Raw genomic sequence first — 14,027 nt, 5'->3', positions numbered from 1 at the left:
TTACTCCTCAGAAGCGCAGCCGAGCATTGGCTCGGCTCTACAGCCGCCTGGCCCAGGCCGATCAACGCCCCAGACGCACGTCCCGCGCCTTCTGGTCGGCCATCGCCTTGTCCAGTTCGGCCTGCAGTGCCGGCTGCTGCACGGGCGCATCCAGCACGTAAACCTTCACCCCATGCGCCGGCACGTCGGTCTTCAGCTGCCGCTCGACCTTCACCGTGCCGCCATCCAGCGCGTCACGCCACGTGCCGGCCTGCAGGTAGCGGTCCACCTCGAAGGTGCGCGCCACATCGCCCTTGTTCAGCAGCACCAGCGCCGTCTGCGTCACGTCACCGTGCTGCAGCACGCGGAAGAACACGGCCTCATCGCCCTGCAGCCGCTCGTTCACCTGCAAGCCACGCTGCAGTGCCGGGGTCGCTTCACGCAGTTTGGCGATACGCTGCAGCGGCGCGAAGATCGGGCTCTGCGGCGCAGCGTCCACACGCGGCTGGCCGAAGTAGGCACGGTTGCCTGCGTGCTCGGCGCGGCCACGCATGAAGCCGGTCTCCGAGCCGTAATAGACCACCGGAATGCCGCGTGCGGTGAACAGCCAGTTGTGCGCGTCGATGAAGCCGTTGTCGCTGGCCTGCAGGCGCGGCATGTCGTGGTTGTCGTAGAAGCTCATCAGCTCGTACGGATTGGCATACGGGCCGCCGCTCAGGTGCAGCGGCTCGGCCAGGGTCTCGAAGCCCTTGCCGGCGGTGCCGAAGGTCTGCTCCAGAGCACCGCGCAACGGGAAGTCGAGCACGCTGACATTGGCGTTGGCCGGCCAGGTGTGCTCGGCAATGGTCGCCGCGTTGTAGTCGAAGGCTTCGCCGAACATGAACATGCCCGGGTGCTCGGCGCGGATGCGCTTGACGAATTCATGCCACCACGGGTGCGGCAGCCAGCCGATGGTGTCGATGCGCAATGCGTCCACGCCCTGCGCGGTCCACTGCAGGTAAGCGCCGACCAGGTAATCCATCACCGCCGGATTGTCCTGGTTGAAGTCGGACAGCTCGGCCAGGTTGCCGTCGAAGATCGAGCCGTCCTTGCTGTCGACCGGACCGATGTTGTTGTAGAACGCGTGCAGCGGGTTGTGCTTCGGGTCCAGCTTCTGCGGCGGCAGGTTCTGGTGGTCGGCGATCAACTTTCCATCCTTGTCGAAGATCTGACCGAACTGCGGTTGCCGTGTCGGCATGGTCCAGGCCGGCGAACCGTGGTTGCCGACGATGTCCAGCACCACCTTCAGGCCGGCACCGTGCAGGCCCTTGGTCAGTCCGGCGAAGTCCAGGTCCCTGCTGGGCAGGTGCTCATCGAGTCTGTAGAAGTTGATGCCCCAGTAGCCGTGGTAGCCGGTCTTGCCGCGGTCGGTCAGCGTGCTGGTGCAGCTGATCGGCTTGCTGCCGGTGAAAGCTTGGTCGGGGTTGTCGATGATCGGCGTGATCCACACCGCGCCGAACCCCAGGTTGCGGATGTACTGCGCATTGTCGAGCACGCCACGGAAGTCGCCGCCGAGGTAGCCGATGTTGCCGTCCACCTTGTCCGGGCATGGCAACGGGATGTCGAAGGTGCGGTGCGCGCCACCCTGGCCGCGATGATCGTTGGATGGATCACCGTTGACGAAGCGGTCAGTGACCACGAAGTACACCGCATCGCTGGCGAACGGTTCGGTGGTGCCGACGTAGTCCGGGCGCGGCGTGGCCACGGCCTGGCCGGCGAACAGGGCAAGGGAAACGGCAACAGCCAGTACACCACGCATCACACCACCTCCGGACGGGACGGAACCCGCAGCACGCACAGGCCGGCGACGAACAGGCTGCAGCCGCCCAGCACCAGCACATGCATCGGCTGGCCACCCAGCCATGCGCGCAGGGCAAAGCCGAGCGCACTGGCCGCCACCAGCTGCGGGATCACGATGAAGAAATTGAAGATGCCCATGTACACACCCATCTTCGACGCAGGCACGCTGTCGGACAGCAGTGCATACGGCAACGACAGGATCGATGCCCAGGCAAAGCCCACACCTACCATCGACAGCAGCAGCCAGTGCGGGTCGCGGATGAACATCAGCGAGACCAGGCCGGCAGCGCCCAGCCACAGGTTGACCAGGTGGCTCCAGCGCAGGCCGATCGCACGCACCATCGGCGGAATCAGCACCGCCGCCAGCGCAGCGAAGCCGTTGTAGGCGCCAAACAGCACGCCCACCCAGTTGGCACCTTCGTTGTAGGCCGCCGACTGTGGATCGGTCGAACCGAAGTGGGTACCGGCCACCGCAGCAGTGGTGTAGATCCACATGGCGAAAAGCGCGAACCATGAGAAGAACTGCACCCACGCCAGGCGGCGCATGGTCACTGGCATCGCGCGCAGGTCGCCGACGATGGCGGCCAGCATATGCGTGGCCGGCAACGCGCGCGCGGCCGCCAGCAGCAGGCCGTAGCCGGCGCACAGGCCTGCCAGCACGTACAGCATCCTGTCGCCTTGCCGCCAGGTGATCAGCAGCGCCAACAGCACACCCAGCCCTAGCCACAGGGCCACCCGCGTCCATGGCGCCGGGCCGTTGATCACCGCTCCCGCATGATGCGCCGGCGGCTCGGCATCATCGAAGGCAGCCAGCTCTGCTGGTGAATATTCGTGGGTGCTGACCACCGTCCACGTGATCGCCGCCAGCAGCACCGCCGCGCCGAAGTAGAACGCATAGCGCACGGTGTCCGGCACCTCACCGGCGGCGGCCGTATTGGCAACGCCGAAGTGGGCCAGGATGAACGGCAGGAAGCTGGCGACGATGGCGCCCACACCGATGAAGAAGCTCTGCATCGCATAGCCGGCCGGACGCTGGCGTGGCGCCAGCTGGTCGCCGACGAAGGCTCGGAACGGCTCCATCGATACGTTGATCGAGGCATCGAGCACCCACAGCGTGCCGGCCGCGATCCACAGCGTCGGTGAATTCGGCATCACCAGCAGGGCCAGCGTGGTCAGCACCGCACCGATCATGAAGAACGGACGGCGCCGCCCCCAGCGCGTCCAGGTGCGATCGGACAGGTAACCGATCACCGGCTGCACCAGCAGGCCGGTCAGCGGCGCGGCGATCCACAGCCCCGGTACCGCGTCGATGTCCGCGCCCAGCGTCTCGAAAATTCGGCTGGCGTTGGCATTCTGCAGGGCGAAGCCGAACTGGATGCCGAGAAAACCGAAACACATGTTCCAGATCTGCCAGAACGACAGCTGGGGTTTGGCGGGGCGATTCATCGCGCGCCCTCTACGGCCACGGGCGCCACCGTCAGCGCCTGCACCTGCGCCTGGTTGAGCACGCCGTCGCGCCCGCCCTTGCCCCCGGTGTAGTGCGCGAAGTGCTGCAGTGTGCTCATGTTGAAGCCCTCTTCAAGCGTGACCGCGCATCGGCCCTTCGGCACCGGGAACGTCGCCGAGGTCGAGTCCTGCACGGCCACGCTGTGCGGCAGGGTGACGGTGTGCCGCTGCAACGGCTGGCCCGGGCACTGCAGCACCAGCTGCTTCACCGCGGCGGTCACGCCCGTGTTGATCGGCCCATTCGCGTTGCTGTACTGCAGGCGCAGGCGCACCTGCCCCGCCTTGGCCGAGGTGAACTGCCAGCGCTCGGCACCCTTCAATCGCTGCTGCGGACCGACGCAGACCATCGGACTGTGCAGCGATTCCAATGCGCCGCCGCGCCGGGTCAGGCTCAGGCAATGCTGCAGGCCATCGTCACCGATGCGTGCCAGGCCATTGCTGGCGGTGAGCGCGCGGCCGTCCTGCCACAGCACCTGGCCGGCAGCGACCTCGACATTCCAGCCCCTGCCCTCGCGTCGCGCCTGCGGTGCGGCCGGCGTGGCCGGTGCGCGCGCATTGGCGTCGGCCGTCGTCGCCACGCTGCGCGGTGCCGCTGCGGTGGCCACCAGCTGCACGGTGGTGGTGGCACCACGCGTCTTTACCTCGCCCGCCACCAGCAGGCCATCACCCACCTGCTTCGGCCGCTCCAGCACATAGCGCTTGCCATCGGCCTCCAGGGAGATGCGGCGCTGCTTGCCGAACAGTTCGGGGACCAGCGCGGCTGGCAGCTTGGGCTGCACGCGGCCATCGTCCTGCACGCCGAACACGCCCTCGACCACCATCGACAGATATCCAGCCACCGACCACAGCTGGCGCTCCGAATTGACGACCGGCCCGCTGAGCGCACCTTCATCGACATGCACGGCCTGGCTGACCAGCTCGTAGTTCTCCATGTTGGAGCCGGCCAGCGCGGCACCCTGCATCAGCGAGCGGATCTCGGCGGCAATGCGCGGCGCATCGTCCAGCTGCCGCGCCGCACGCAGCGAGTAGGCACTGACGAACGGCCAGATTGCCCGGTTGTGATAGATCGGCTGTTGTGCTTCCTGCGGCCAGACCACCGGGCTGCCGGCCGGGCCCATCGGATACTCCGCCAGCGCACGCCGCGCGCGCTCGGGCGGCAGCACCTCGGCGAGGATGCCCAGCGAGAGGCCGAGCAGATCGACCTTGGCGTACGGCACCGGGTGCGCGGCTTCGCCGATGTAGCTCATGTACTGGCCGATATCCTCGCGCCAGAAGCGCGCATCGATCTGCTGCGCCAATGCATCGGCCCAGGCCTTGTAGTCGGCAGCGCGGGCATCGCCGCGCTGCCCGGCCAGGCGTTCGGCCAGGCGCAGTGCCTGGTAGTGCAGCACGTTGGTGGACAGTGCGTAGGAATCACCGATGAAACGCACATCCTCGCGGGTCCAGTCTGGATAGGTCTGCTCACGCCAGTCCAGGAAGGAGGTCTCGCCGCGGTACAGGCCCATCCGCGCGTCGAACACCATCGCGCGGTCCTGCGCCAGCGTGCCCTGCAGCGCCTGCCAGACCTGGTCGGCAAACGCGCGATCCTCCAGCAGGTGACGCGCGGCCAGGAACCAGACCACGCGGTCGCTGCTGATCGGCCAGCTGCCGCCGGAGCCGGTGTCCTGCGCAACGAACAGGCCGGGCGTATGGCCATCGCGCGCCGCCGACAGCTTGAACTGCAGCGACTGCCGGGTGCGCTTCGGGTCCAGGCGTGCGAGCGCCAGATCGGCGGCAAAGCTGACATCGCGCGTCCACACATAGGGCCAGCGCGCGCCGGTCTGGAAGCACTCGCAGGGCACCGGCCGGCCTTCGTCGAAGGCGGGATCACGGATCGCATCCACGCGGTCCTGGTCCATCTCCTGCTGGGCCAGTGCGAACAGGGCATCGAACATCACGCTGCCGGTCTGGCTGCGCATCGGCATCGGCGCGATGCGCACCTCGCCGCGCCCTTCCGGTGTGCGCGCATGCAGCACGAAGCTGCCCTTGGCAGCGGCTTCGGCGCGCGCATGGCGGCCGTCGAATTGCAGGTCGGCCGCCTGCGCGGTCGTCCCCAGCGCTGCCCCCAGGGCAGCGGTCAGACAAATGATCTTCAGCATCGAAGCGGCGGACCGGCTCGCGCCCGTCGGCCTCCCTCCCTCTCTGCACGCGTTGTAGGTCCGCACCGTCGTTGCCGGCGGGCGGGCGCGGCCCCTCCCTCAAGGTGCCCTGGCGCCATGGTAGACGCGGGGCTGTCGGCTGCGTCCAGTTGCATACGTATTCATGGCGTCGCGCGGTAGCGCACCCGCCGCGCTGGCTTATGGTCCGGGTCTGCCAACGGCGCCTTGGGAGGGGAATTGCCGATGTCACCCACTGCTGTACGCGCGGTATTCGCGCACATGCTGGGCCTGGCCCTGATCGGATGGGCCACGCTGGTCCAGGCCGCGCCCCAGGTGGCCAGCGTCGAATCGCCGGGCAAGGTGTTGAAGGTCAGCCTGGTGCTGGACGGCGGCACGGCCCGCTACCGGGTCGAGCGCCTGGGCGACACTGTGGTGGAGGATTCGAAGCTCGGCTTCGCCCTGCGCGACGGTCGCCTGGACCGCGATTTCACCCTGCTGGGCCAGCAGCGGCGCAGCGTCGATGACACCTGGGAGCAGCCGTGGGGCGAACGCCGGCTTACCCGCAACCATTTCAACGAACTGACCGTGCAGCTGGCCGAAACCACCGGCAGCAAGCGCCGGCTGGATGTAGTGTTCCGCGTCTACGACGATGGCCTCGGCTTCCGCTACGTATTCCCCGAGCAGCCGAATCTGCGCGAGGCCATCATCGATGACGAGCTGACCGAGTTCGCCATCGCACAGGACTCCACCGCCTGGTGGATCCCCGCCGGCGAGCCGATCCACTACGAGTACCTGTACCAGCGCACCCCGCTGCGCGAAGTACCGCTGGTGCATACGCCGATGACCCTGCGCAGCCGCGATGGCCTGCATGTGGCCATTCACGAGGCCGCGCTGGTGGACTACGCCGGCATGTGGCTGCGCCGCAGCGAGGGGCAGCGCCTGCGCGCGCAGCTCTCGCCCTCGGCCGAAGGCTGGAAGGTGCGCCGCACCCTGCCCTTCGCCACGCCGTGGCGCACGCTGCAGATCGCCGACCGCGCCGGTGGCCTGGTCGAATCGGACCTGATCCTCAATCTCAACGAACCCAATGCGCTGGGTGATGTGAGCTGGGTGAAGCCGGCCAAGTACCTGGGCGTGTGGTGGTCGATGCACCTGGACAACGAGAGCTGGGCGACCGGGCGGAAGCATGCGGCTACCACCGCCAAGACGAAAAAAGTCATCGACTTCGCCGCGGCGCACGGCTTCCGCGGCGTGCTGGTGGAAGGCTGGAATCCGGGCTGGGACGGCATGTGGGTGGGCAATGGCTACGACTTTGATTTCACCCGCGCCACGCCCGATTTCGATATCGAATCGCTGTCGGCGTATGGCCTGAACAAGGGCGTGCACCTGATCGGTCACCACGAAACCGGCTGCGCCATCGAACATTACGAGGCCCAGCTGGGCGCCGCGCTGGACCTGTACGCACGGCTGGGCGTGGACCAGTTCAAGACCGGCTACGTCTGCGACGACGGCCAGGTCGACCGCCGCAATCCCACGGGGGGCCCCTTGTGGCGCGAGTGGCATGACGGGCAGTTCATGGCCCGCCACCATCTGAAGGTGGTGCAGGAAGCCGCGCGCCGGCACCTGTCGGTGAACCCGCATGAGCCGATCAAGGACACCGGCCTGCGCCGCACCTATCCCAACTGGATCTCGCGCGAAGGCGCTCGCGGCATGGAGTACAACGCCTGGGGCCAACCACCGAACCCGCCGGAGCACGAGGTCAACCTGGTGTTCACCCGCATGCTGGCCGGGCCGATGGACTACACCCCCGGCATCCTCAGCCTGAAGGGCCGCCACGGCCAGGCCATCCCCAGTACGTTGGCCCGCCAACTGGCGCTGTACGTGGTGCTGTACAGCCCGATCCAGATGGCCGCCGACCTGCCCGAACACTACCTGCAGCATCGCGAGGCGTTCCGTTTCATCGAGGACGTGGCGGTGGACTGGGAGCAGAGCCGCGTGCTCGATGGCGAAGTGGGTGACTACGTGACGATCGTGCGCCGCGACCGCAACAGCCGCGACTGGTTCCTCGGCAGCATCACCGATGAACACGGCCGCGTGCTGCCGGTGTCACTGGGCTTCCTGGAACCTGGCGTGCGCTACCGCGCCGAGATCTACCGCGATGGCGAGGGCGCGGATTTCCGCAGCAATCCATTCGCGTTCGTTCGCGAAACCCGCGAAGTGACCAGCGCCGATGCAGTGACGCTGGTGCTGGCACCCGGCGGTGGCCAGGCCATTCGCTTCACGCCGATCCGCTGAACGTTTTCCTGCATGCGCCCCCGTAGCGCCCGAGCCCACGCTCGGGCGGCGGTGCGTAGCACCGAAATGCAGCCGAGCATGGGCTCGGCTCTACAGAACGAGACACATGAAAGCGATTACATCCCTGCAGACGCCATTGAATACGTATGCAGGGTGATTCCCGCGAAGAACGCGCTGCCTACCATAGCGGCGACGACAGCGGCCACCGCGTCGCACGTTCACGGCGCCGCCGGAACGCTCACAAATCGATCTGCAACATTGCCTGGGAGGGGAAAATGTTGAACCACAAGCGCAGCGCGCTGAGCATCGCGCTGGCCGTTGTCCTGGCGCCGACGCTGGCGTCGGCACAGTCCACGCAGAGCACCACCACACCGGCCGGCACCGCCGCCACCAACCTCGATACGGTGCAGGTCACCGGCATCCGCCGCGGCATCGAGAGCGCGATCGCGGTCAAGCAGGACGCCACCTCGGTGGTCGAAGCGATCTCCGCCGAAGACATCGGCAAGCTGCCCGACGTCAGCATCGCCGAATCGATCTCGCGCCTGCCCGGCCTGGCCGCCCAGCGCGTGGCGGGCCGCGCGCAGGTAATCAGCGTCCGCGGCCTGTCGCCGGACTTCGCCACCACCCTGCTCAATGGCCGCGAAGTGGTCAGCACCGGCGACAACCGTGGCGTCGAGTTCGACCAGTATCCGTCCGAGCTGGTCAACGGCGTGACCGTGTACAAGACCCCGGACGCGGCGCTGGTCGGCCAGGGCCTGTCGGGCACCATCGACATGCAGACCGCGCGCCCGCTCAGCTTCGGCGAGCGCGTGATCGCGGTCAGTGGCCGCTACCAGAAGAGCTCGCTGGGCCGCGCCGCCAACACCGATCCGTACGGCAACCGCTTCAGCGCCAGCTACATCGACCAGTTCCTGGACAAAACCCTGGGCATCGCCATCGGCTATGCGCACAGCGACATGCCGATCCAGGAGAACCAGGTCGGCCTGTACGAACCGTGGACCACCGAGCACACCGACAAGGGCGACCGTCCGGGCGTGGGTGCCGGCACCTACTTCTCCGATGGCATCAAAGCGCTGCGCCGCACCGGCAACAACAAGCGCGACGGCGTGATGGCCACGATCCAGTTCCGGCCGAACAACAGCTGGACCAGCACCTTCGATGCATTCCACACCGAAGCCGAGCAGATCGACACCGCCAACCAGTTCGAGCTGAACCTGAGCAACTACAACGGCAACTACACCCCGGGCCTGCTGGTCAGCAACCCGCAGGTCAACGCCAATGGTTCGTTCACTGGCGGCACCGCCAGCGGCGTGTACCCGCTGGTACGCGGCATGTACAACAAGCGCAAGGACAAGATCGACGCGTTCGGCTGGAACAACGAGTTCAACTTCAGTGGCGTCAAGCTGGTCGCCGACCTGAACTACTCCAAGGCCACGCGCGATGAGCTGAACCTGGAAAACAACCTGCAGCTGACCCCGATGCCGCAGCTGGATACGGTCGGCGTGTCGATCCGCCAGAACGGCTTCTCGCAGATCAGCCCGGGCCTGAACTATTCCAACCCCGACGCGTTGTTCCTGACCAACACCATCTACGGCTCCGGCTACGGCAAGGTGCCGCAGGTGGAAGACCGCCTGAAGGGTGGCAAGCTGGCCGCAACGATCGCCTTGCCCGAAGCGATCGCCTCGTGGGCGCCGGACATCGACATCGGCGTCAACTATGCCGACCGCCGCAAGGTGAAGACCCAGTCCGAAGGCAACATCCTGCTGGGTGCGCAGGGCGACGCCAACATCGCCTCGGACCTGCAGTACCGCCCGGTCAACCTGGGCTTCGCCGGCCTCGGCACCATCCCGGCCTGGAACGTGCCCGCCGCGGTGGGCCGCTACATGACCTTCAACCCGGTCGACAACCTGGACTACCTGATTCCCAAGTCGTGGACGGTACAGGAGAAGATCACCACCGCCTGGGCGCGCCTGAACATCAACGCCGACATCGGTGAAGTCGGCGTGCGCGGCAACATCGGCGTGCAGATGCAGCACACCGACCAGAGTTCGGATTCGCGCTACTGGGACAGCTCGCAGTCGGCCGGCAACAACGTGCAGCCGTACTCGAACGGCCGCACCTACAACGATTGGCTGCCGAGCCTGAACCTGGCCTTCCTGTTCCCGCACCAGCAGACGCTGCGCTTCGCCGCTGCAAAGCAGGTCGCACGCCCGCGCGTGGACCAGATGCGCGCCGGCCTGGAGTTCGGCGTGGACACCGGCACCGGCCGCCCCGGCGGCAGCGGCGGCAATCCGCTGCTGGACCCGTGGCGTGCCACCGCGCTGGACCTGTCCTACGAGAAGTACTTCGGCGAGAAGGCCTACGTGGCCGCCGCGATCTTCTACAAGGACCTGAAGAGCTACGTCTACACCCAATCGGTCGACAACTACGACTTCACCGCGCTGCTGGGCAGCTACGTGCCGCCGCCGGGCATGACGGCACCGGTGCTGACCACCGGCACCTTCTCCGCCCCGCAGAACGGCAAGGGCGGCACGCTGAAGGGCCTGGAACTGACCGCATCGTTCCCGCTGGAGATGCTGACCGACAGCCTGCGTGGCTTCGGCGTGCAGGCCAGCGCGACCTTCAACAAGAGCGACATCACCATCCTGGACCCGGAGAGCGCCTCCAGCGTGGGCAGTGATCCGATCAGCCTGCCGGGCCTGTCCAAGCGCGTGTACAACTTCACCGCGTATTACGAGCGCAGCGGCTTCGAGGCACGGGTGAGCCAGCGCCGCCGTTCGGACTTCATCGGTGAGATCGGCAACTTCAACGGCAACCGCAGCCTGCGCTACGTGGTCGGCGAGAACGTGACCGATGCGCAGATCAGCTACACCTTCAGCGACAGCAGTGCCCTGCGTGGCCTGACCCTGCTTCTGCAGGGCAGCAACCTGACCAACGAGCCGTACCGCACCTACGCCGGCAGCAAGGACCGCCCGCTGGAGTACATCGAGTGGGGCCGCACCTACATGCTGGGCGTGAACTACAAGTTCTGATCACGGCCGGGTCGTGCCGGCCGCTGGCCGGCAACCACCCCATCGGTAGCGCCGGGCCATGCCCGGCGACGGAAGCCAGGAGCAGGACCGGAAACCCGCTGCGCAGGCAGCGGGTTTTCTTTTGCGCGGATGCCGGCCGTTGGTCGGCAAGGCCCACCCACAAAAAAGGGACGGGGCGCTTCGGCCCCGTCCCCGCAAGTACCGCCACCGGAGAAAACGGTCAGCTGCATCGGGCGCAATACACCGCGCGCGGCGGCAGCTGGAGTTCATTGCCCTGCACCGTGCCCGCATCCGGGCCCGGTACCGCCACCTGCTGCCAGTTGCCCGGCGGCAGCGGATGGGTCACTGCCTCGGCCGACAGGTTGAAGGCCAGCAGGAGGGTTTCATCTGCAAGCATACGCTCGAACAGCAGCACTGGCTCGGCGCTTTCAAGGAATCTGATGTTGCCATGCAGAAGCGCCGGCTGGGTATGCCGCCAGGCCAGGAACGCCCGGAACGCCGCCAGCACCGAATGCGGGTCGCGTTCCTGCACGGCCACCGCCGCCGCCCGGTGCTCGGCCGGAATCGGCAGCCAGGGCTGGCCGCTGGTGAAACCTGCTAACGGCGCATCGGTCCATGGCAGCGGGGTGCGGCAGCCATCACGGCCCTTGAAATTCGGCCAGAAGGTGATGCCGTAGGGGTCCTGCAGTGCCTCGAACGGTACCTCGGCCTCGGCCAGGCCCAGTTCCTCGCCCTGGTACAGGCAGACCGAGCCGCGCAGCGAGCACAGCATCGCCACCAGCATCCGCGCCAGGCGCGGATCGGCCGGGTGGCCGCCCCAGCGGCTGACCGCCCGCTCCACGTCGTGATTCGAAACCGCCCAGCACGGCCAGCCTTCGGTCATCGCCGCTTCCAGCCGCGAGACCGTGTCGCGGATATAGGCCGCGCTGTAGTCATCCACCAGCAGCTCGAAGCTGTAGCCCATGTGCAGGCGGCCTTCGCGGGTGTACTCGGCGGTGGTCGCCAGCGAGTCCTCCGAGGAGATCTCGCCCAGGCTGACCGCGCCCGGGTACTGATCCAACAGCGCGCGCAGGCGCTCCAGGAACGGCAGGTTCTCTGGCTGGGTGTTGTTGTAGTAGTGGTACTGGTAAGCGTATGGGTTGTCCGGGCTGAAGCCGCGCCCCACCCGCTTCTCCGCCGGCTTGGGCGGGTTGTCACGCAGCTGCGCGTCGTGGAAGCAGAAGTTGATCGCATCCAGGCGGAAGCCATCCACGCCGCGATCGAGCCAGAAACGGACATTGTCCAGGGTGGCCTGCTGCACGTCCGGGTGATGGAAGTTCAGGTCCGGCTGGTCGACCAGGAAGTTGTGCAGGTAGTACTGCTCGCGGCGCGGCTCCCACTGCCAGGCGCCGCCACCGAACAGCGACAGCCAGTTGTTCGGCGGGGTGCCGTCCTCGCGCGGGTCGGCCCATACGTACCAGTCGGCCTTCGGATTGCTGCGATCCTGGCGGCTCTCACGGAACCAGGCATGCTCGATCGAGGTATGGCTCAGCACCTGGTCGATCATCACCTTCAGGCCCAGGCCATGGGCCTTGGCCAGCAGGCGGTCGAAGTCGTCCAGGCTGCCGAACAGCGGGTCGACGTCGCGGTAGTCGGCGATGTCGTAGCCGAAGTCGGCCATGGGGGACTTGAAGAACGGCGAGATCCAGATCGCATCCACGCCCAGCGCGGCAATGTGGTCCAGGCGCTCGATGATGCCCGGCAGGTCGCCCACCCCATCGCCGTTGGCATCGAGGAAACTGCGCGGGTAGATCTGGTAGATGACGGCTCCGCGCCACCATGGATAGTGCGACATCGACAGCCCCCCTCCGGGCATGCGGGACCCGCCGGCAGCGGGCCGAAATCCTGATCCGGCAAGCTTAGCGGTGGCCTCGCGGGCATGGCGCAACCTGCATACGTATTCACGCGGAGGGCCGCGCAGGCCGGGTTGGAATTGCCGCCCGGGCCGGTTTGCGCCCGAATTCACGGCCAGCGCCTATAATCGATGGTGAGCCTGAAAGCCTGATCGCATGACCATCACCGAAGACACCCGTCCCGCCCTGGGCCTGCCCCAGATCCAGTCGCTTGCCGCGGCCGACATGGCCGCCGTCGACGCCCTGATCCGGCGCCGGCTGTCCTCGGACGTCGTGCTGATCAACCAGATCGCCGACCACATCATTTCCGCCGGCGGCAAGCGCCTGCGCCCGATGCTGGTGATGCTGGCCGGCCACGCGGTCGGCCAGGCCGGCCCGGAGCACCACCAGCTGGCGGCGATCATCGAGTTCATCCACACCTCTACCCTGCTGCACGACGACGTGGTGGACGAGTCCAGCCTGCGGCGCGGCCGCAGCACCGCCAACGCGCTGTGGGGCAACGCGCCCAGCGTGCTGGTGGGCGACTTCCTGTACTCGCGCAGCTTCCAGCTGATGGTCGAGCTGGAGCGCATGCCGGTGATGCAGATCCTGGCCGATGCCACCAACCGCATCGCCGAGGGTGAAGTGCTGCAGCTGCTGCACGTGCACAACCCGGATACCGACGAAGCCGCCTACCTGCGCGTGATCGAGCGCAAGACTGCGGTGCTGTTCGCCGCCGGTACCCGCCTGGGCGCGCTGGCCAGCGGCGTGGATGAAGCCACCCAGCAGGCCCTGTTCGACTACGGCATGCACCTGGGCTATGCGTTCCAGATTGCCGACGACGTGCTGGACTACTCGGCCAACGCCGAGGAGCTGGGCAAGAACCTGGGCGACGACCTCGCCGAGGGCAAGGCCACGCTGCCGCTGATCCACGCGATGGCCCACTCCGACGACGCTACCCGCGAACGCCTGCGCACCATCGTGCAGGACGGCGACGCCTCGGCGATGCCGGAAGTGCTGGCCGCGATCCGCGCCACCGGCGGCCTGGAGTACAGCCGCCGCCGTGCCGAAGAGTACGCCGAAGCCGCCGAGCGTGCGCTCGACGGCCTGGGCGACAATGACGCCGTGGCGGCCCTGCGCGGCCTGGCGCGTTACGCGGTGCAGCGCTCGCACTGATGGGTTGAGGTGTGCCGACCAACGGTCGGCACCCACCAAAACCGCATTCCGGTGGGTGCCCACCGTTGGTCGGCACCCCGTGTATTAAACGAAGCGTTACTACTACAACAAAAACAGCGCCCACCCCCCGCGCTTTGCCGCCCGCACGTTGTACAGGCACCACCGGGGGCTGTTGGCGTCGCGCTCGGCGCACC

The 14,027-nt window shown here is 67.2% G+C and carries 7 protein-coding genes; 3 read left to right on the top strand and 4 right to left on the bottom strand.

Annotated elements, in window-relative coordinates; translation table 11 throughout:
- Nucleotides 1-61: 61 nt before the first annotated feature.
- From RCF13_RS19435 to RCF13_RS19425, 3 genes are read right to left on the bottom strand one after another with little or no spacing between them, the layout of a single operon-like run.
- The gene (locus tag RCF13_RS19435) at nt 62-1,777 is read right to left on the bottom strand and encodes an alpha-amylase family glycosyl hydrolase (protein WP_134969280.1); all 1,716 of its coding nucleotides are present in this window, start codon (nt 1,775-1,777) and stop codon (nt 62-64) included.
- Complete coding sequence (locus RCF13_RS19430) at nt 1,777-3,264, bottom strand: MFS transporter (protein ID WP_134969279.1); 1,488 nt, start codon at nt 3,262-3,264, stop codon at nt 1,777-1,779. Before RCF13_RS19430 ends, RCF13_RS19435 begins: the two co-directional genes overlap by 1 nt.
- On the bottom strand, nt 3,261-5,462 hold the full coding sequence (locus RCF13_RS19425; RefSeq protein WP_231352598.1) for a Six-hairpin glycosidase-like protein: 2,202 nt from the start codon (nt 5,460-5,462) through the stop codon (nt 3,261-3,263). Before RCF13_RS19425 ends, RCF13_RS19430 begins: the two co-directional genes overlap by 4 nt.
- A gap of 237 nt (nt 5,463-5,699) precedes the next feature.
- Between RCF13_RS19425 and RCF13_RS19420 the strand changes: the two genes are divergently transcribed.
- Together RCF13_RS19420 and RCF13_RS19415 are read left to right on the top strand one after the other, a co-directional pair.
- Nucleotides 5,700-7,754, top strand: coding sequence for a glycoside hydrolase family 97 protein (locus RCF13_RS19420; protein WP_061479201.1), 2,055 nt, complete (start codon nt 5,700-5,702; stop codon nt 7,752-7,754).
- Between the two features lie 275 nt (nt 7,755-8,029).
- Complete coding sequence (locus RCF13_RS19415) at nt 8,030-10,786, top strand: TonB-dependent receptor (protein WP_181357890.1); 2,757 nt, start codon at nt 8,030-8,032, stop codon at nt 10,784-10,786.
- A gap of 220 nt (nt 10,787-11,006) precedes the next feature.
- Here RCF13_RS19415 and RCF13_RS19410 read toward each other — a convergent pair whose 3' ends face one another.
- Nucleotides 11,007-12,620 (bottom strand): alpha-glucosidase, encoded by a 1,614-nt coding sequence (locus RCF13_RS19410; protein WP_134968733.1) that lies wholly within the window; start codon nt 12,618-12,620, stop codon nt 11,007-11,009.
- A gap of 214 nt (nt 12,621-12,834) precedes the next feature.
- Between RCF13_RS19410 and RCF13_RS19405 the strand changes: the two genes are divergently transcribed.
- The gene (locus RCF13_RS19405; RefSeq protein ID WP_061479203.1) at nt 12,835-13,833 is read left to right on the top strand and encodes a polyprenyl synthetase family protein; all 999 of its coding nucleotides are present in this window, start codon (nt 12,835-12,837) and stop codon (nt 13,831-13,833) included.
- Nucleotides 13,834-14,027 lie beyond the last annotated feature (194 nt).

It is taken from the genome of Stenotrophomonas maltophilia group sp. RNC7 (assembly GCF_030910085.1).
GTDB classification, from domain to species: domain Bacteria; phylum Pseudomonadota; class Gammaproteobacteria; order Xanthomonadales; family Xanthomonadaceae; genus Stenotrophomonas; species Stenotrophomonas sepilia.
The sequence above is the reverse complement of the archived record's forward strand: the minus strand, read 5'-3'. Positions and strand labels throughout refer to the sequence as shown.

What these genes read in the sequence shown, in the direction of transcription:
- RCF13_RS19435 (WP_134969280.1), bottom strand. Translation starts at nt 1,777, where the DNA reads ATGCGTGGTGTACTGGCTGTTGCCGTTTCCCTTGCCCTGTTCGCCGGC.
- RCF13_RS19430 (WP_134969279.1), bottom strand. Translation starts at nt 3,264, where the DNA reads ATGAATCGCCCCGCCAAACCCCAGCTGTCGTTCTGGCAGATCTGGAAC.
- RCF13_RS19425 (WP_231352598.1), bottom strand. Translation starts at nt 5,462, where the DNA reads ATGCTGAAGATCATTTGTCTGACCGCTGCCCTGGGGGCAGCGCTGGGG.
- RCF13_RS19415 (WP_181357890.1), top strand. Translation starts at nt 8,030, where the DNA reads ATGTTGAACCACAAGCGCAGCGCGCTGAGCATCGCGCTGGCCGTTGTC.
- RCF13_RS19410 (WP_134968733.1), bottom strand. Translation starts at nt 12,620, where the DNA reads ATGTCGCACTATCCATGGTGGCGCGGAGCCGTCATCTACCAGATCTAC.
- RCF13_RS19405 (WP_061479203.1), top strand. Translation starts at nt 12,835, where the DNA reads ATGACCATCACCGAAGACACCCGTCCCGCCCTGGGCCTGCCCCAGATC.